Source organism: Nonomuraea sp. NPDC049758, from assembly GCF_040674635.1.
Lineage (GTDB): Bacteria > Actinomycetota > Actinomycetes > Streptosporangiales > Streptosporangiaceae > Nonomuraea.
The window spans coordinates 280,515-297,332 of record NZ_JBFAMZ010000005.1 but is presented as its reverse complement, the minus strand read 5'-3'; the positions used below and the strand labels follow the sequence as shown (position 1 = coordinate 297,332).

Genomic DNA, 16,818 nt, shown 5'->3' with positions numbered 1-16,818 from the left:
GTCTCATAGGGATCTCCGAGGGGATCTTCAGAGGGGATCGCAGAGGAGATCTCCAGGGAGGATCTTCAGGGCGTCTCCCGGGCGCCTCCGGGGCCTCTCCCGGGCGCCTCGGGGGCGTCTCTAGGGGGTCGTCGGAGAGGACGCCTCGGCGTAGCGCCGGCGCGGGATCCGGCCCGCCTGCCGCGCCTGGCGTCCGGCCGTCACGGCCGCCCTCATCGCCGAGGCCATGAGCTCGGGCCGCTGCGCCCGGGTGACCGCCGTGGCCAGCAGCACCGCGTCGCAGCCCAGCTCCATGGCCAGGGCGGCGTCGCTGGCCGTGCCGATGCCGGCGTCGAGGATCACCGGCACCCCGGCGGACTCCACGATGAGCTCGATGTTGTGCGGGTTCCTGATCCCGAGCCCCGAGCCGATCGGCGCGCCCAAGGGCATCACCGCCGCGCAGCCGGCCTGCTCCAGCCGCCGCGCCAGCGCCGGGTCGTCGCCGATGTACGGCAGCACCACGAACCCGTCGGCCACCAGCCGCTCGGCCGCGTCGAACGTCTCGATCGGGTCGGGCAGCAGCGTGCGCTCGTCGGCGATGACCTCAAGCTTGACCCAGTTCGTCCCCAGGGCCTCGCGGGCCAGCCGGGCCGTCAGCACGGCCTCGCCCGCGGTGAAGCAGCCCGCGGTGTTCGGCAGCACCTTGATGTCGCGGCGGCGCAGCACGTCGAGGACCGAGCCGCGGGCGCCGGGGTCGAGCCGCCGCATGGCCACCGTGGTCAGCTCGGTGCCCGAGGCGACCAGGGCCTGGTCGAGCACCTCCAGGGAGGGCGCGCCGCCGGTGCCCATGATGAGCCGGGAGGCGAACTTCTCCCCGGCGATGATCAGCTCATCCACCCTGCACCGCCGTCAGCACCTCGACGCGGTCGCGGTCGCCGAGCGCCGTCGTCTCCCACGAGCTCCGCGTCACCACCTCGTCGTTCACGGCCACGGCCACGCCGGTGGTGGCGGTGGTCAGCGTCCGTACGGCCTGGGCCACGGTGGTGCCGTCGGCCACCTCGTGTGCGGCGCCGTTGATCGTCACAATCATGAAATATCCCGAAATCTCGCGGGCGAGCACAGCGCGGCCAGCTCGCCCTCCTCACCCGTCAGAATCCCCGCGCCCGTCGAAAGCCTTACCGCCCGAGCCGCTGGCTGTGTGGTTGTCTGTACCGCTGGCTGTGTGCCTGTCTGGGCCGTTGTCGAGGCCGCCGTCGCGGGCCTCGACGTCGCGGCCGAGGGCGTCGCGGACGGTGCCAGCATCGCCGACGTGACCAGGGCCGCCGTCAGGGGGGCCAGCAGCACCCCGCCCCGGTGGTGGCCGGTCGCCAGCACCAGCCCGGGGACCTCGCCCGCCCCGATGATCGGCAGGTTGTCAGGGGTGCCCGGACGCAGCCCGGCGACCACGTCGGCGACCTCCAGCTCGGTGACGCCCGGCACCAGCTCCCTGGCGTCGCGCAGCAGCTCGTAGAGCCCGCCCGCGGTCACCCGGGTGTCGAACCCCAGCTCCTCCTGGGTCGCCCCGAGCACCAGCTCGCCGTCGCCCCTGGGGACGAGGTAGACGGGCGCGCCGTGCACCATCCCGCGTACGCACCGGCCGAGCAGCGGCTGCGGCGAGCGCAACCGCATGATCTGCCCCTTGACCGGCCGGACGGGCACGTCGGCCAGCTGCCCGCTCCACGCCCCGGCGGCCAGCACCACCCGCTCGGCCGCGATCTCCCGCACCGCCGGCTCAGGCTGACCGGGTACGGGCTCAAGCCGCACCCCCGTCACAGCACCTGTCGCAGCTCCCGCCACAGGTCCTGCCACACCGCCTGTCCCAGCGCTTGCTGCACCGCTTGTCCCAGCGCCGATCCCAGCGCTGGGCCCCGAGCCGGTCCCAGCACCGGTCGCGGCGCCTGGAGCGGCGGCGCCGTCGCGCAGCAGGCCGGTCACCCGCGCCCGCACCACGGGCACGCCCAGCCGGTCGAGCGCGGCCAGCAGCGCCGCCGTGACCCGGCGCGGATCGACCCAGGCGTCACCGGGGGCCAGCAGCCCGCCGCGCACCGAAGGGGCCAGCATGGGCTCCAGACGGCGGCACTCGCGCCCGGTCAGCCGCTCGACCCGCAGCCCCAGCTTGTCCATGAACGCCGCCAGGTCGTCGAGCGCCGCGAGGTCGTCGGCCCCGAAGGCGACGTCGAGCGTGCCGTCGGCGCGCAGGTCGAGCGCACGACCAGCGGCCCCCTCCGGCCCGATCACCCCGAACGCGCCCCCGAACGCCTCACCGGCCCTCGCCCCGGCCACGCCACCGGGACCGCCACCGGGACCGCCATTGGGACCGCCGCTCAGGCCCGCGCCGAGACCTGGCCCGAGGCCCGCACCGAGGCCCGCGTCGGCGGCCAGTTCGGCGGCGAAGGACGGCCATCGGCTCAGCGAGGCGGCCCCCAGCCGCAGCAGCGGCTCCTCGGTGTAGGCGACCTCGCTGACGGGCGCCAGCATCCCGGCCGCCGCGTAGGACGCGCCGCGCCCCGGGGCCGGATCGACCACCGTGACGGGCAGCCCCTCGCGGGCCAGCCGCCAGGCGATCGACAACCCGACGACCCCGCCGCCCACGATCACATTCATCCGCGCTCCCTTCGCCGGCATGATCCGGATCAGGTGTCTTGCGGTCGAAGGCCCGTTCAAGCCTTCCTCTCAGCCCGGTGACGGCCGGACTCCCGCGCGTCTTGCGCCTCCAGCCTACGGCCTCGGCGCGACGTGCCGGCACCGCCCCCGTTATGGTCATGAACGTGAACCATGTCGTAGTGGTGGGAGCGGGCCTGGCCGGGCTGCGCAGCGCGGAGGCGCTGCGCGGGCGCGGCTTCACCGGACGGATCACGCTGATCGGCCAGGAGCGCCATCGGCCCTACGACCGTCCGCCGTTGTCCAAGGCCGTGCTGTCCGGCGCGGCCGACTCGAGCTTCCTGGAGGCCGACCTCGACGCGCTGGAGGTCGACTTCTGGCCCGGCGTCACGGCCAAGGCCCTGCGCGAGGGCGTCGTGGAGACGACCGAGGGCGAGCTCGGCTACGACGGCCTCGTGATCGCCACCGGCACCGAGCCGATCACCGTGCCCGGCGACGGCCACCAGCACGTCCTGCGCACCCTCGACGACGCCCACGAGCTGCGCGCCGGGCTCGTGGCCGGGGCCCACGTGGCGATCATCGGCGCCGGCTGGATCGGCGCCGAGGTCGCCACCGCCGCCCGCAAGGCCGGCTGCTCGGTGACCGTGATCGAGGCCGGCCCCACCCCACTGGCCAACGCCGTGGGCCCGGAGATCGGCGCCCGCACGCGACACTGGTACGACGGCATCGACCTGCGCCTGAACACCATGGTCGACGAGGTGGACGAGGGCGGCGTGCGGCTGGTGGGCGGCGAGTTCGTCCAGGCGCACGTGGTCGTCACGGGCATCGGGGTGCGCCCGGCCGTCGAGTGGCTGGCCGGCTCCGACATCGACCTGCACAACGGCGTCGTCACCGACGAGCACCTGCGCACGTCCATGCCGAACGTGGTCGCCGCGGGCGACTGCGCGGCCTGGTGGTCGCGCCGCTACGGCGTCCGGCTGCGCGTCGAGCACTGGGACACCGCGCTCGGCTCGCCCGAGGTCGCCGCCGCGACCCTGCTGGGGGAGGAGGCCGTCTACGACCCGGCCCCCTACTTCTGGTCCGAGCAGTTCGGCCACATGGTCCAGTACATCGGCCACCACCCCTCCGGCGACCGGCTGCTCTACCGGGGCGAGCCCGAGGGCAAGTGGTCGGCCGTCTGGCTGACGTCCGGCGACACCCTCGCCGCCGTGCTCGCCGTCGACCGGCCCCGGGACTACGTGCAGGGCCGTAGGATCATCGAAGGCGGGCATCGCCTCGACACAGAACGCCTGGTAGATCCAGAGGTCCCCCTACGGGATTGTGTTGTTTGAGCAAGGACGGCATGTGGTAGTTGTGGTTTCGTGACGCTTTCTGTTGCACAGATCGACCGGGAGACCGACCAGCTCGTCGACGAGTGGCTCACTCTCCCCGAAGTGGCCTCACGCCTCGACCTCTCGATCGGGCGGGCCAAGCAACTCCTCAAGGACCACAAGCTGCTCGGCGTGCGCCGTGGCGGCGGCGGGCCACAGGTTCCCGCGGTGTTCCTCGACGGGAAGGACGTGATGAAGGGCCTGCCCGGCACACTGACCGTGTTGCAGGACGCCGGCTACGACGACATCGAGTCGCTGCGCTGGCTCTTCACCCCAGACGAGTCCCTGCCGGGGTCGCCCATCGAGGCGATCAAGGCCGGCCGTCACACGGAGGTCAAGCGGCGTGCCCAGGCCCTCGCTTTCTGAGGCCCGCCTCTATCTCTGCACCGACGGCCGCCGCGACCGCGGCGACCTGGCAGAGTTCCTCGACTCGGTGCTGGCCGGCGGCGTGGACATCATCCAGCTGCGGGAGAAGGGCCTGGAGGCACGCGAAGAACTCGCGCTCCTGGAAGTCTTCCGCGACGCCTGCGACCGGCACGGCAAGCTGCTGGCCGTCAACGACCGGGCGGACATCGCCTTCGCCGCCCGGCCCGACGTGCTCCACCTGGGGCAGGACGACCTTCCCGTGACGGTCGCGCGAGAGATGCTCGGCGACGACATCGTCATCGGCCGGTCCACCCACTCCGTCGCCGAGGCGTCCGCCGCGGCCGTGGAGGAGGGCGTCGACTACTTCTGCTGCGGCCCGATCTGGCCCACGCCGACCAAGCCGGGCCGCCACGCGCCCGGCCCGGCGCTGCTTCGGCACGCGGCCTCACTGGGACCGGTCCCGGGGTCGGCCGCGCCGCGGCCGTGGTTCGGGATCGGCGGCATCGACCTCACCAACCTCGACGAGGTCATGTCGTACGGCGTGAGCCGCGTGGTGGTCGTGCGCGCGATCACCGACGCGGAGGACCCGGGAGCGGCGGCGGCCGAGTTCGCCAAACGCCTGACCCCCTGACACTGACCCCCTGACACGATCGGGCGCCCGTCCACGACGGGCGCCCGCAATCCACGGCGAGGCCGCCTGCCGACGCGGGCCGCTCAGGCCGGCCACCGGTACCAGGGGCCCCGGGGTCAGGTCCTGCGGGACGTCGCGGCGATGGCCAGCTCGGTCAGCGCCGTGCGCGACCCGGCGGTGACCGGCGCCTCGTCGAGCGCGGCCAGCGCGTCGGTGAGATAGCCGGCGATCAGGTCCTCGCACTCCCGCAGCGCGCCGCTGTCCGTGATGATCTCGCGCAGGACGCTCACCCCGACCTCGTCGAGCCCGGGGTCGCCGAGCAGCCTGCGCACCGTCGCGGCCGCCTCCGGAGCCGCCCCGGCCAGGGTGCGGGCCACCAGCATCGTGCGCTTGCCCTCCCGCAGGTCGTCGCCGGCCGGCTTGCCGGTCTGGGCCGGGTCGCCGAAGACGCCGAGGATGTCGTCCCTGAGCTGGAAGGCGATGCCGACGCGGCGGCCGTAGCCGGTGCACAGCTCGTCCATCCACGGCTCCAGCGCGCCGGCCGCGAGCACCAGGCCGAGCCTGAGCGGCTGCTCCACCGAGTACTTGCCGCTCTTGAACAGCGCCACCCGCAGCGCCGACTCGAAGGTGTTCTCGCCGTGGGCCTGCTCCAGCAGGTCGAGGTACTGGCCGCACATCAGCTCGGTGCGCATGTGATCGTGGACGGGCTGGGCGGCGGCCAGCGACGCCGGCGGCAGGCCGCTGGTGCGCCACATCTCGCCCGACCACACCAGCAGCAGGTTGCCCAGCAGGATGGCGGCCCCCTCGCCGAACTGCTCGGCCGAGCCGTGCCAGCCCTCCTTCTCGTGCAGGGACTGGAAACGGCGGTGGGCGGCCGGCATGCCCCTGCGCAGGTCGCTCTTGTCCATCACGTCGTCGTGCACGAGCGCGCTGGCCTGCAACAGCTCCAGCGACGCGGCGGCGGTGAAGATCTCGGGCACGTCGGTGCCGCCCGCGCCGCGCCAGCCCCAGTAGCAGAACGCGGGACGCAGGCGCTTGCCGCCGGCCAGCAGGTCGCCCGCGGCGGCGCGCAGCGGTTCGAGCTCGGCGTCGCCCGAGGCGGGCAGCTGCCGTTCGACGAACTCCCCGAGGGCGCGCTCCACCTGGGTGCGCAGGGCGTCCATGCTCGCGGCGTCAGTGGTCATGCCTTGAGACTAGTGGGCGCGGACTCGGGGTCGGGTCCCCGGTCTAGGGGCGGCCGACCCGGACACCGGCCTGTACGCTTGGGACATGGCGCTTGGTCGACCCTCCATCCTGCCCGATCGTGTCCCCACCGTCCGCGAGCTGCTCGCCACCGGTGGCCGGTCGTTCTCCTTCGAGTTCTTCCCGCCGAAGACCGACGAGGGCGAGCGGCAGCTGTGGAAGGCGATCAGGGAGCTGGAGTCCCTGCGCCCCACGTTCGTCTCGGTGACCTACGGGGCCGGCGGCTCGACCCGCGACCGCACGGTCGACATCGTCGAGCGCCTGGCCCACGACACCACGCTCACCCCTGTGGCGCACTTCACGGCGGTCAACCACTCGCTGCGCGAGCTGCGCCACCTGGTCGGCCGCTTCGCCGACGCGGGGGTGCGCAACATCCTGGCCGTGCGCGGCGACCCGCCCGGCGACCCGACCGCCGAGTGGGTGCGGCATCCCGAGGGCGTGCTCTACGCCGAGGAGCTGGTGCGGCTCATCCGGCAGGCGGGCGAGTTCTGCGTGGGGGTGGCGGCGTTCCCGTACAAGCATCCGCGGTCGCCGTCGATCGAGTCCGACACCGAGTACTTCGTGCGCAAGTGCCGCGCGGGGGCCGACTACGCGATCACCCAGATGTTCTTCCAGGCCGACGACTACCTGCGGCTGCGCGACCGGGTGGCGGCCCAGGGCTGTGACACGCCGATCATCCCGTGCATCATGCCGGTCACGCAGATGAGCACGATCGCGCGGTCGGAGCAGCTGTCGGGGGCGCCGTTCCCGGCCGAGGTGGCGGCCCGCTTCGAGGCGGTCGCCGACGACCCGGCCGCGGTGCGGGCGCTCGGCATCGAGCACGGTGCGGAGCTGTGCCAGCGTCTGCTCGACGAGGGCGCGCCCGGCATCCACTTCATCACGTTCAACCGGTCCAGCGCCTCGCGCGAGGTGTTCCAGCGCCTGACGCCGGTCGCCGCCAGCGCCTGATCCCGGCACCGCCTGATCCCGCCATCGCCCGACCCCGCCCATGCGGATGCCCGTCACCCGCCCGCAGGGGGACCGGGCGGATGACGGGCAGGGGGTGGTATCCAGTCGGTAACGTGTCCGTCACTTTCTGTCATGAAGATGCCCTCGGGCATGACCTGGCAAACCCTGCGAGTACCGGCTTTACCTGCGGTGATGTGCGACGCCCTCAGTCGAGGGGGAGTGGGCGGCCGACGATCGCGTACTCCTCGTGGCCGCCGGGGAAGACGAAGCGGGTCAGCAGGTCGGCGAAGCCCATGCTGGCGTAGAGGTGACGGGCGGCCGTGGGGCGGTCGTGCGTGGACAACACCGCCGAGCGCTCGGCGCGACCGGCGCACAGGGTCCGGATCATGGCCCGGCCGATGCCCTTGCCCTGGTGGTCGGGGTGCACGTGGATCTCGGCCAGCTCGAACGCGTGGCCCATCCAGGCGTGCGCGGCCTCCTCGCCCGCCTCGTCGGCCAGCGCCCTGCTCACCACGTCGTGCCACCACTGGCCGGTCGCGCCGCGGAAGCCGTACGCGAAGCCGACGATCCGGGGGCGCGCCACGCCGGTCGGGTCGCGCAATTCTGCGAAATAGCACTGGAAATGGGGATATGTGCCGTGGTTTCGCATGATGGTCTTGCGGCCGGCGATCTGCTCGGGGGGCGGGTTCATCGCCGCCGTGTAGATGTCGATCACCGTGTCCAGGCGTTCGGTGAACTCGGCCGGGCCCGCCCCGCGAAACTCGATCACTCGTCGCACATTACTCGACGTCGACCGGAGTGCCTCCGGTGATCGCCAGCAACTCCTCGAACGTCGTCGGGAACACCGTCAGCGGGTGGCCGCCGGCCGCCCACACCACCTCGTGCTTGCTCAGCCAGTTGTCCACCAGGGTGCGGACCGGGGCCGGATGGCCGACGGGGGCCACCCCGCCGATCGGCTGACCGGTCGCGGCCCTGACGAACTCCGGCGTGGCCCGCCGCACCTTGGCGACGCCGGCCGTACGGGCGATGAGCTCGACGTCCACCCGGTGGGCGCCGCTGGTCAGGACCAGCAGCGGCGCGCCGTCGGCGTCGAAGATCAGGCTGTTGGCGATCGCCCCCACCTCACAGCCGAGCTGGGCGGCCGCGGTCGCCGCGGTCGGGGCCTTCTCGGGCAGGACGACGATCTCTCCGGTGGCGCCCGCCGCGCGCAGGGCGGCCTCCACGACGACGGCGTTCGCCGGCAACTTCTCGGACATGAGGACACTCTAAACAGGTTGACCGGCTTATTACCTGTTCATGGTGGGTGGTGTAGGGTCCATCGATCCGGATAGTTCGTGATATGAGAGGTGGTACCGGTGGGGGCTCGACGGCTGCCCGGAGTGGCTGCTCTGCTGACGGCTGGGGCCGTCGTACTCACGGGCTGCGGCGCGCAGGCGGACCTGTCAGCCGCGACGACCATCACCGGCGCGTCCGGCACGCCAGGCGCGGCGGGGGCCGAGGCAGGCCCGGCGAAGGCGCCCGTCACGGCGCCCGTCACGGCGCCGCGCAAGACGCTGAAGCTGGGCGCGAAGGGCACGTCCGTCACCTGGCTGCAGCGGCGCCTGGCAGCTCTGGGCTACCTGCCCGGCAAGGCCGACGGCAGTTACGGCGGCACCACCCTCGCCGCCGTCTGGGCCTTCCAGAAGGTCAACGGCATCACGCCGACCAGCACGATCGCCCGCAGGACGTGGGAGGCGCTGGAGCAGCCGAAGACCCCGAAGGTGCTGGTGGGCAACGGCAAGCCGACCCGCGCCGAGGTCAACCTGACCAAGCAGATCATGGTCCTGTACGTCGATGGCCAGGTGCGGCTCATCACCCACATCTCCTCCGGCAGCGGCGTCCCGTACTGCGAGACGACCACCTGGCAGGGCAAGGAGCAGCGCTTCTGCGGCTCGGCCCGCACGCCGACCGGCGACTTCCGCACGACGTGGCGGGCGAGCGGCTGGCACAAGTCCTACCTGGGGCAGCTCTACAACCCGATCTTCTTCAACGGCGGCATCGCCTTCCACGGCGCGCTGTCGGTGCCGCTCTCCCCGGCCTCGCACGGCTGCGTGCGCATGCCGATGAACGTCGCCGAGGTGCTGCCCGGCCTGCTCGGCAAGGGCGTGCCGGTGCATGTGAGAGGCGCGTTCAGGCGCGCGTAACGTCCGCATAACCGGATCCGGTGACGGCCGGGTTATCCGCCTCTTGCTGGACTTCCCCCGACTTGAGGGGGAATTCCATGACGACGACGTTCGCAGCTCGTGTTCCGGCTCCTGCCCCGTACGTGCGGCGCGGGAGCCGGTCGCGTTCGTGGTGGTTGCTGGCGATCGGGTGGGTGGCGCAGGTCGCGCTGCGGCTGTGGTTGTTCCGGCAGCACGCCGGGCCCGTGGCCAACCCGGACGAGACCGGATACCTGATCGCCGCCCGGTGGCTGGCCGGCGGGCCCGGGGCGGATCTGACCGGTTTCACCTTCTACCAGGGCGGCTACCCGCTGCTGCTGACGCCGGTGTTCTGGTTCACGCAGGATCCGGTGGTGGCCTACCGGCTGGTCGTGGCGGTGGGGTCGATGGTGGCGGCGGGGGCGTTCCCGCTGGCGTACCTGCTGCTGCGGCGGCTGGGGACGGGGCCGCGGGCGGCGATGGCGGCGGCGTTCGCGGGCGGGTTGTCGCCGTCGCTGCTGCTGTTCTCGGGGCTGGCGCTGGCCGACGCGGTCCTGCCCACCCTCGTCCTGGCCTGGCTGGTCGCGCTGCACGACCTCGTGGCCAGGGGGTCGGTCAGGGCGGGGGTGCTGGCGGGCGGCCTGGCGGGGTACGCCATGGCGGTGCACCTGCGCGGCACCGTCGTCCTGGCGGTGACCCTGCTGGCGATGGCGGGGATGCTCATCGCGGGCCGCCGGGGCCCGGCGGGGAGGTTCTTCGCGCGCCGCCGCGGCGTGGCGGCCGGGACGGCGACGGCGGGGCTGTCCATCGCGCGCCGCAGGGGCGCGGCAGCCGGGCTGGTGGCCGCCCTGGTGGCGGCGGGGGCGGCGACGGCGCTCAACCGGGTGTTGTCCGCGGCGCTGTACCCGGGCGGGGCGCGTGACCTGTCCGGCCTCCTGGCCGAGCGGGTGAGCGGGCTCGACGGGCAGGCGTGGGCGCTGGCGGGGGCGGCCGGGCAGCTCTGGTACCTGATCGCCGGGACCTGGGGGCTGGCCGGGGTCGGGCTCGCGGGCGCCGTCGCCGTCGTGGCCAGGCGGTCGGCGCCGGGGCCGCGGCGCGTGCTCGCGGCCGTCCTGCTGGCCACGACCCTGGGCATCGCCTACGCCTCCTCGGCCGCGCTCCCCGACGAGCACCGGATCGGCAACTACGCCTACGGCCGTTACCTGGCCTGCGTGGCGCTCGCCTGGACCCTGGCCGGGCTGCTCGTGCTGGCCAGGGCCGGCCGCGGGGCCGTCGTCCGGCACGCGCTCGCGGCGGCCGGGCTGCTCGCGGCGACCGGCGGCGTGGTGATCTGGTTCGCGGGGGACCGGCTCCAGCGGTACGCGTTCATCGCCTTCGACTTCCCCGAGGTGATCTTCCTCAGCCGGGTGCGGGACTCCTTCGACCTGGTCGCCACCTCCCTCGCGGCGCTCGCCCTGCTGGCGGGCCTGGTGGCAGCGGCGCTGCTGACCGCCCGCCGGGGATGGCCGGCGGTCCTGGCCGTGCTGGCGGCGGTCAACCTGGTCTTCGCCGCCGACCTGGCCCCGAAGTCCGCGCCCGCCGCCGGGCCCGACTGGCTCCCCGTGCTCACGGGCCCGGGACGGGTGGCCGTGGACCGGCGGGTGAAGTGGAACATCCGTGCCGTCCTGGCCTACCGCGTCTCCTGGACCGAGGCCGAGCTCTACGACGGCACGCCGCCGGCCGGCGTCTGCACCGCCGTCGTCCCGCCCCACTCAGGGCCGGCGCCCGCGGGGTGGGCCGCGACCGGCGCGGGCGGCACCCGCCAGGGCTGGACCACCTGGGTCAGCGACCGCTGCCCCGGCGGGTCAGCGCGGGGGCGGTGACGCCGTCCGGGCCGCGGTGTACGCGCGGACCATGCCGACGGCCTGGGCCAGGGCCGCCGCCACCAGGAGCAGGGCCGAGAACCACTGGTACGGCGGGAGCGCGTCGGCGAAGGCCGGATAGTCGTAGAAACCGGGCAGCCGCGGCACGGGGTTGTAGACGGCCGCCGCGAGCCCCAGCGCGTACGGCAGGATGAGCACGCCCGACAACACCAGCAGCGCGCCGCGACCCCGGGCCGCACGGCCCAGCAGCAGGCCCACCACGGCGATCCCCACGGCCGCGACGCCCGCCACCAGCGCGATGCCCCTGACGATCCACCACAGGTCCGAGCCCAGCGACGTCAGGCCGCCGGAGGTCATCGGGTCCGCCGGGTCGGGGCCCCGCGCGCCCGACGCCGTGCGCAGGGCCGCGTAGTTGACGGCCGCGTACGCCGCCGCCAGGACCGGCCCCGACAGCAGCAGGATGAGAGTGCCCGTCCGTCCTCGCACCGATCCCCCTCACACGGCCGGTCCCGTACGGCCGATCCGCCGGTTGTCCGCCACCCATGCCGATTCGCGTACGGCCGATACCGTCAGCTGTCCGCCACCCGCGTCGACAGCCTGTCAGACGCGCGCCGCCACCCGCCACCCTCGGCCGCGCGGGCAGGGTGGTCAGCGGGGGAGGCCGTGGAGGGCGATGTCGGCGGCCCGGCGGGCGGCGTCGCGGGTCTGCTCCACCGGGAGGCCGTCGTTGAGCGTGGTCATCACGGCCAGCTTCACCGCGCCGATCAGCGAGCCCACGGCGGCCGCCGCCTCGACCCGGCCCAGCCGGTCGGGATAGGCCGCCGCCAGCGCGTCCGCCAGCCGGAGCTGGCTGTCGAACAGCAGGTGCAGCGCCCGTGCCTGGAGGGGCGGCTCGCGCATGATGAGCTCCAGGCGCAGCGCCGTCTGCTCCGACCAGGTGGCCTGGCCGTCGTCCGACGTCGAGAGCGCGTCCTCGATGAAGGCGCGCAGCAGGTCGGCCGGCGTCTGGCCGGGGGCGGGCGCGGACAGGAACGCCAGCGCGCGCTCGATCTGGTGCTCGGAGTCGTAGAACAGCACGTCCTCCTTGCTGGCGAAGTAGCTGAAGAAGGTGCGCGTGGAGACCTCGGCGGCGGCGGCGATCTCCGCCAGCGTGGTCTCCTCGTAGCCCTTCTCGCCGAACAGCCGGAGCGCGCCCTCGATCAGCGCCCGGCGCGTGCGCTGCTTCTTGCGCTCCCGCAGTCCTACCATGACGGAACCCTACACCGATTTACGAATTTCATGCATTGAAATTTTGCATCGGTTGAGGTTTTCTAGGGAGTGAGCTCGGAAAGGAGCCAGCATGTCCGACCTGACCTTTCCCGTCGCCCGCCGGCGGCCGTTCGATCCGCCCGAGGAAGCCACGGCCCTGCGACAACAGGGCGCCATGCACCGCCTGACCTTCGCCGACGGCCACCTCGGCTGGCTGGTCACCGGCTACTCGGCCGCCCGCGCGATCCTGGCCGACCCCCGCTTCAGCAACCGTCCGGAGCGGCTGCACCCCGTCGTGCCCGCCCGGGTGCAGCTCCAGCGGGAACTGCCGCCCGGGTTCTTCCTGCGCATGGACGCGCCCGAGCACACGCGCTACCGCAAGCTGCTCATGGGTCAGTTCACCGTCCGGCGGATGAAGGCGCTCGAACCCAGGATCGAGGAGATCACCCACTCCTGCCTCGACGCCATGCAGGCCGCCGGGCCGCCCGCCGACCTGGTGCAGTCCTTCGCGCTGCCGATCCCGTCGCTGGTGATCTGCGAGCTGCTCGGGGTGCCGTACGAGGACCGCGCGGTGTTCCAGGAGGAGACCAAGATCCTGGTCAACCTGGAGACCAAGGCCGACGACGCCCTGGCCGCGTTCACCAGGATCGGGGCGTACCTGTCGGAGCTGATCGGCCGCAAGCGGGCCGAGCCGGCCGACGACCTGCTCAGCGGGCTCGTCGGGGAGCTGAACCACGAGGAGCTGACCGGGGTCGCGTTCCTGCTCCTGCTGGCCGGGCACGAGACCACCGCCAACATGCTGGGCCTGGGCACGTACGCGCTGCTCACCAACCCCGACCAGCTCGCCGCCATGCGCGACGACCCCTCGGTGGTGGACAACGGCGTGGAGGAGCTGCTGCGCTACCTCACCATCATCCACATCGGCCCGGTGCGCAGCGCCCTGGAGGACGTCGAGATCGAGGGCCACCTGGTCAGGGCGGGCGAGTCGATCGCCTTCCACCTGCCCACCGTGAACCGCGACCCCTCCCGCTTCCAGGACGCCGACCGCCTCGACGTCCACCGGCCGGTCGGCGGGCACCTGACGTTCGGCCACGGCATCCACCAGTGCCTCGGGCAGCAGCTCGCCCGGGCCGAGATGCGCATCGCGTACCCGGCGCTGCTGCGGCGCCTGCCTGGCCTACGCTTGGCCGTAACGCCTGAGGAGGTGCCGATGCGTTCGGACATGAGCGTCTACGGAGTGCACCGCCTCCCTGTCACTTGGTAGGTCACGATGAAGATCACAGCGGATACGACGGTGTGCATCGGGGCGGGCATGTGCGCCCTGACGGTGCCGGAGGTGTTCGACCAGAGTGAGGACGAGGGCACGGTGGTGCTGCTGCGCGAGGTGCCCGAGGAAGGGCAGGAGGAGGCCGTGCGGCGCGCGGTGTCCCTGTGCCCGTCGGGGGCCATCTCCGTGTCCTGAGCCGCCTCGTCCGGTCCGACCGTCCCGCCGCCGCCACCGCCCCCGGTGGCGGCGGCTTCGTGCGCTTCTGGCGCCCTCGCGGGCGGCGATCCCCATGCCCGAACGGAGTGACGTCGCGGGACGGATCGATCATTTCGCGCCATGGTCATCGAACCTGTGTTCGTGGAACAGGTTGACACCGAGCGTGATCGAAATTATGTTCGACCTAGTGGCGGTGAGGCTCGCGGCTCAACGTCACCCAAGGGCCTGGCCGCGGTCGTTCGCTTCCCCAAGCGATTCCCGTGGCCAGGCTCCACGGGCGAAGGGCGCGTCCTCGTCGTCGGCGGAGACGAGTGGGCGTGTCCTGGCCGGACGGGGAGAGGGGAAGCTCCTCGTCCGGCCGGCCCGGCGGAAATGTCGGTGGCGTCTGAGAGTGTTGGCCTCACCGGCGGAGACGCCGGCCGCCGCCCACGACTCCAAGGAGGCGCGCAAGATGGCACCACGGCCTAGAGAAACGCCCGGGCCCCGGCTGTCGCCTGCGGTTCGGGCACACTTGACCGATTCACGTTCCTGCCTGGCGGAGGCGACCGCCGCTCGCACCCCGGCATCCCGATATGTGGCCGCCCACCTGGCGGCTCTTCGTGCGGCTGCGGCGATCCTGGCCGCCCGTCCCCGTCCCATGGAGGGCCGCAGGCGCCGTCTGCGCAGCGCGTGGGAGCTGCTGCCCGAGGCCGAGCCGCACCTCGCCGAGTGGGCCGCCTACTTCTCCGTGAGCGCCGCCAAGCGCGCGGCCGCGGAGGCGGGCGTGGTCCGCGGCATCAGCGCGGCCGACGCCGGCGAGATCCTGGCCGAGGCCGAGACGTTCGTCTCGACGGTGGAAGAGCTGCTCGGCGTCCCGGCCCAGCCCCAGCTCCCGGTGGACGTGCCGCTGGCGGGCTGACCCCGCCGCCCGGCTCTCCAGGCGACGCCGCCGCGCGGAAGAGCGCGGGTGGCGGGGTCCAGCAAGGCCGATGAACGTAAGCAAGGCGGCTGTTGCTGACACGTGTGCCCAAAAGGGGCCGGGAAGGACGGACCGCGACGCCTGTGGGGCGGGATGCGGCTCTCGCCATGCCCAGGCGTGTCACATCGGTTTTGGGGATTCGGGCCCTTTGTCGCGTTTGCCGAATAATTGAAAGTTCATTTTCGGGGTGGTACGACGGAGGGCCCGCCAGGGGAATTGGCGGGCCCTTCGGGGGTGAAGCGGTGGGTTCTAGAAGGACTCGACGGCCCGGCGCGCCTCTGCGTCGAGCACGCCCCAGCTGATGAGCTCCTCGGTCAACTCGCTCGGCGACTTGTCATAGATCACAGCCAACGAACGCAGGTCCTCCTGGCGGATCGACAGGACCTTGCCGTTGTAGTCGCCACGCTGGCTCTGAATGGTGGCGGCGTAACGGGCAAGCGCTCCGGCCTTCTCCTTCGGCAGTGTCGCCAGGCGCTCCAGGTCGATCACAAGCTTGGGAGTGGGCCCGAGCGGGCTCGGCGCGGCGCCTCCGGGCAGCAGCTCGGAGACGGGCACCCCGTAGAAGTCGGCAAGCTCGGCAAGTTTCTGCACGGTGACAGCTCGGTCGCCACGCTCGTAAGAGCCCACGACCACGGCTTTCCACCTGCCGCGCGACTTCTCTTCGACTCCATGCAGGGACAGCCCCTGCTGGGTGCGGATGGCGCGGAGTCGTGCACCCAGCGACTTTGCGTACTCAGACGGCATCGTGTGGCCCCCCGGCTCTCGTATGTATCGCTCTTAGTAGATTGTGCTCCCTTGCGGCATATGCCCCAGCCACCGGGGGGTACGGTGCCAGGCTCGGCACCATCGGTAGCCGTGGCCCTGGGTTTACCCCAGAACGCCGCGCGGTGTGGTTACGCACAGTGACGGTAAAGGGGTGGGAGCCTAAGGTCAAGCTGATTGGAAAAAAGATGCCGAATCCGGTCCGGGAGGGAACGCAACAAACGCCCCTCTTGTACCGGTGGCAACACTACTTCGTCATAGTTTGACGAGTGAAATCGAGCGTCAGGTCTCGCGGGTCAGAATCATGACCGGGCAGGTCGCGGCCTGGACGATCTTGATGGACGTGTCGCCCAGGAAGACCCGGCGCAGCGGCCCGGCGTCGCTGGAGGCGCACACGAGCAGCTCTCCCGGCAGCCACGTGGTCGTGCCGAGCGCCTGTGCCACGTTCCGGCCCTCCAGGAGCTCCACCTCGACCTGAAGCCTGCGCCGCTGCCCCCGCGCCGCCGCGCGCAGGTCCGCGGCGGCCTGGTCGCGCAGCCGTACGAGCATGTCCTCCTCGACCTGGACGCGGCGGCCGGTCCTGACCACCAGGGTGACCAGCCGCAGCGGGATGTCCAGGGTGACCGCGGCCTTGGCCGCGCCCCGGACGGCGGCGTCGGCGCCGGGCCCGCGGCGGTAGGCGACGGTGATGCGCTCGAACGCGGCCGGCGGGTCGTCGCCGTAGCCGCGCGGGGCCAGCAGCACGGGCACCGGCGAGGAGTGCAGGAGCTGGTCGGCGGTGCTGCCGACGGTGATGCGGGACCGGGTGCCGCCGGGCGCCGAGCCGATGACCACGACGTCGGCGCCGCGCCTGCGGGCCACCTCCACCAGGCCGCGCCCGCTGCCCTTGTTGGTGTGGCGCACGTACTCGGCCTGGTCGCCGGCCAGCTCGCGGGCCCGCGCCAGCGCGGTCTCGGCCTGCTCGCGCAGGTAGGAGCGCCAGGCGCCCTCGTCGGCGCGGGCGGGGCCCGGCGTGGTCGTCACGGGCGGCTGGACGGTCGCGACCGTCAGGCTGCCCCCGGTCTGCCGGGTCAGCACGACGGCCAGCGCGAGCCCGTCCCCGCCGCGCGGCTCGGCGATGTACCCGGCCAGCACCTTGTCGAACTTCAT

Annotated in this window: 19 protein-coding genes and 1 riboswitch; of the genes, 9 read left to right on the top strand and 10 right to left on the bottom strand. The window is 72.8% G+C overall.

The genetic code is table 11. From position 1 onward, the window contains the following. Nucleotides 1-120: 120 nt before the first annotated feature. The 3 genes from AB0J46_RS15665 to AB0J46_RS15655 form a co-directional block, all read right to left on the bottom strand. Nucleotides 121-876 carry a thiazole synthase gene (locus AB0J46_RS15665; protein ID WP_358294047.1) on the bottom strand — a complete coding sequence of 252 codons (756 nt, stop codon included), beginning with the start codon at nucleotides 874-876 and terminating at the stop codon, nucleotides 121-123. Further along, entirely contained in the window at nucleotides 869-1,069 is a 201-nt protein-coding gene (gene thiS / locus AB0J46_RS15660) for a sulfur carrier protein ThiS (RefSeq protein WP_352331034.1), read from the bottom strand. Before thiS ends, AB0J46_RS15665 begins: the two co-directional genes overlap by 8 nt. Beyond that, nucleotides 1,066-2,622 (bottom strand): FAD-dependent oxidoreductase, encoded by a 1,557-nt coding sequence (locus AB0J46_RS15655; RefSeq protein WP_364331600.1) that lies wholly within the window; start codon nucleotides 2,620-2,622, stop codon nucleotides 1,066-1,068. The genes thiS and AB0J46_RS15655 overlap by 4 nt, the downstream gene beginning before the upstream one ends. After that, a riboswitch (TPP riboswitch) is annotated at nucleotides 2,612-2,728 on the bottom strand. It overlaps the preceding gene by 11 nt. A gap of 52 nt (nucleotides 2,729-2,780) precedes the next feature. Here AB0J46_RS15655 and AB0J46_RS15650 point away from each other — a divergent pair. The 3 genes from AB0J46_RS15650 to thiE are packed head-to-tail and all read left to right on the top strand — an operon-like array spanning nucleotide 2,781 to nucleotide 4,986. Next, nucleotides 2,781-3,950: an FAD-dependent oxidoreductase gene (locus AB0J46_RS15650; protein WP_364331597.1), complete on the top strand. Its 1,170-nt coding sequence runs from the start codon at nucleotides 2,781-2,783 to the stop codon at nucleotides 3,948-3,950. A gap of 30 nt (nucleotides 3,951-3,980) precedes the next feature. Beyond that, nucleotides 3,981-4,355 carry an Rv2175c family DNA-binding protein gene (locus AB0J46_RS15645; protein WP_358294041.1) on the top strand — a complete coding sequence of 125 codons (375 nt, stop codon included), beginning with the start codon at nucleotides 3,981-3,983 and terminating at the stop codon, nucleotides 4,353-4,355. Continuing rightward, complete coding sequence (gene thiE, locus AB0J46_RS15640; protein WP_364331593.1) at nucleotides 4,333-4,986, top strand: thiamine phosphate synthase; 654 nt, start codon at nucleotides 4,333-4,335, stop codon at nucleotides 4,984-4,986. The genes AB0J46_RS15645 and thiE overlap by 23 nt, the downstream gene beginning before the upstream one ends. 116 nt (nucleotides 4,987-5,102) lie before the next feature. Here thiE and AB0J46_RS15635 read toward each other — a convergent pair whose 3' ends face one another. Further along, nucleotides 5,103-6,170, bottom strand: coding sequence for a polyprenyl synthetase family protein (locus AB0J46_RS15635; RefSeq protein WP_364331590.1), 1,068 nt, complete (start codon nucleotides 6,168-6,170; stop codon nucleotides 5,103-5,105). Nucleotides 6,171-6,255: 85 nt separating this feature from the next. Here AB0J46_RS15635 and metF point away from each other — a divergent pair, with 85 nt between their 5' ends. Then, complete coding sequence (metF, locus tag AB0J46_RS15630) at nucleotides 6,256-7,176, top strand: methylenetetrahydrofolate reductase [NAD(P)H] (RefSeq protein ID WP_364331587.1); 921 nt, start codon at nucleotides 6,256-6,258, stop codon at nucleotides 7,174-7,176. 205 nt (nucleotides 7,177-7,381) lie between these two features. On the opposite strand, the gene AB0J46_RS15625 is transcribed toward metF, so the two are convergent. Beyond that, complete coding sequence (locus AB0J46_RS15625; RefSeq protein WP_364331584.1) at nucleotides 7,382-7,945, bottom strand: GNAT family N-acetyltransferase; 564 nt, start codon at nucleotides 7,943-7,945, stop codon at nucleotides 7,382-7,384. A 10-nt stretch (nucleotides 7,946-7,955) separates the two neighbouring features. Further along, the gene (locus tag AB0J46_RS15620; RefSeq protein ID WP_364331581.1) at nucleotides 7,956-8,432 is read right to left on the bottom strand and encodes a YbaK/EbsC family protein; all 477 of its coding nucleotides are present in this window, start codon (nucleotides 8,430-8,432) and stop codon (nucleotides 7,956-7,958) included. Between the two features lie 99 nt (nucleotides 8,433-8,531). Between AB0J46_RS15620 and AB0J46_RS15615 the strand changes: the two genes are divergently transcribed. Both AB0J46_RS15615 and AB0J46_RS15610 read left to right on the top strand, forming a co-directional pair. Next, nucleotides 8,532-9,359 carry a L,D-transpeptidase family protein gene (locus AB0J46_RS15615; protein WP_364331578.1) on the top strand — a complete coding sequence of 276 codons (828 nt, stop codon included), beginning with the start codon at nucleotides 8,532-8,534 and terminating at the stop codon, nucleotides 9,357-9,359. Between the two features lie 77 nt (nucleotides 9,360-9,436). Beyond that, nucleotides 9,437-11,218 (top strand): hypothetical protein, encoded by a 1,782-nt coding sequence (locus tag AB0J46_RS15610; RefSeq protein WP_364331575.1) that lies wholly within the window; start codon nucleotides 9,437-9,439, stop codon nucleotides 11,216-11,218. Here the strand turns inward: AB0J46_RS15610 and AB0J46_RS15605 are convergent. Further along, nucleotides 11,201-11,704, bottom strand: coding sequence for a hypothetical protein (locus AB0J46_RS15605; protein WP_364331572.1), 504 nt, complete (start codon nucleotides 11,702-11,704; stop codon nucleotides 11,201-11,203). The genes AB0J46_RS15610 and AB0J46_RS15605 overlap by 18 nt on opposite strands. Nucleotides 11,705-11,866: 162 nt before the next feature. Next, entirely contained in the window at nucleotides 11,867-12,466 is a 600-nt protein-coding gene (locus AB0J46_RS15600) for a TetR/AcrR family transcriptional regulator (RefSeq protein WP_364331569.1), read from the bottom strand. Nucleotides 12,467-12,557: 91 nt separating this feature from the next. On the opposite strand from AB0J46_RS15600, the gene AB0J46_RS15595 reads away from it, so the two are divergent. From AB0J46_RS15595 to AB0J46_RS15585, 3 genes are all read left to right on the top strand, one after another. Then, nucleotides 12,558-13,730: a cytochrome P450 gene (locus tag AB0J46_RS15595; protein WP_364331566.1), complete on the top strand. Its 1,173-nt coding sequence runs from the start codon at nucleotides 12,558-12,560 to the stop codon at nucleotides 13,728-13,730. Nucleotides 13,731-13,736: 6 nt separating this feature from the next. Then, complete coding sequence (locus AB0J46_RS15590; protein ID WP_357705325.1) at nucleotides 13,737-13,928, top strand: (4Fe-4S)-binding protein; 192 nt, start codon at nucleotides 13,737-13,739, stop codon at nucleotides 13,926-13,928. A gap of 532 nt (nucleotides 13,929-14,460) precedes the next feature. Next, complete coding sequence (locus tag AB0J46_RS15585; protein WP_364331563.1) at nucleotides 14,461-14,847, top strand: SAV_6107 family HEPN domain-containing protein; 387 nt, start codon at nucleotides 14,461-14,463, stop codon at nucleotides 14,845-14,847. Nucleotides 14,848-15,156: 309 nt separating this feature from the next. Here the strand turns inward: AB0J46_RS15585 and AB0J46_RS15580 are convergent, their stop codons facing one another. Then, nucleotides 15,157-15,651, bottom strand: coding sequence for a transcriptional regulator (locus tag AB0J46_RS15580; protein ID WP_026214021.1), 495 nt, complete (start codon nucleotides 15,649-15,651; stop codon nucleotides 15,157-15,159). A gap of 300 nt (nucleotides 15,652-15,951) precedes the next feature. Further along, complete coding sequence (locus tag AB0J46_RS15575) at nucleotides 15,952-16,818, bottom strand: universal stress protein (RefSeq protein WP_358294021.1); 867 nt, start codon at nucleotides 16,816-16,818, stop codon at nucleotides 15,952-15,954.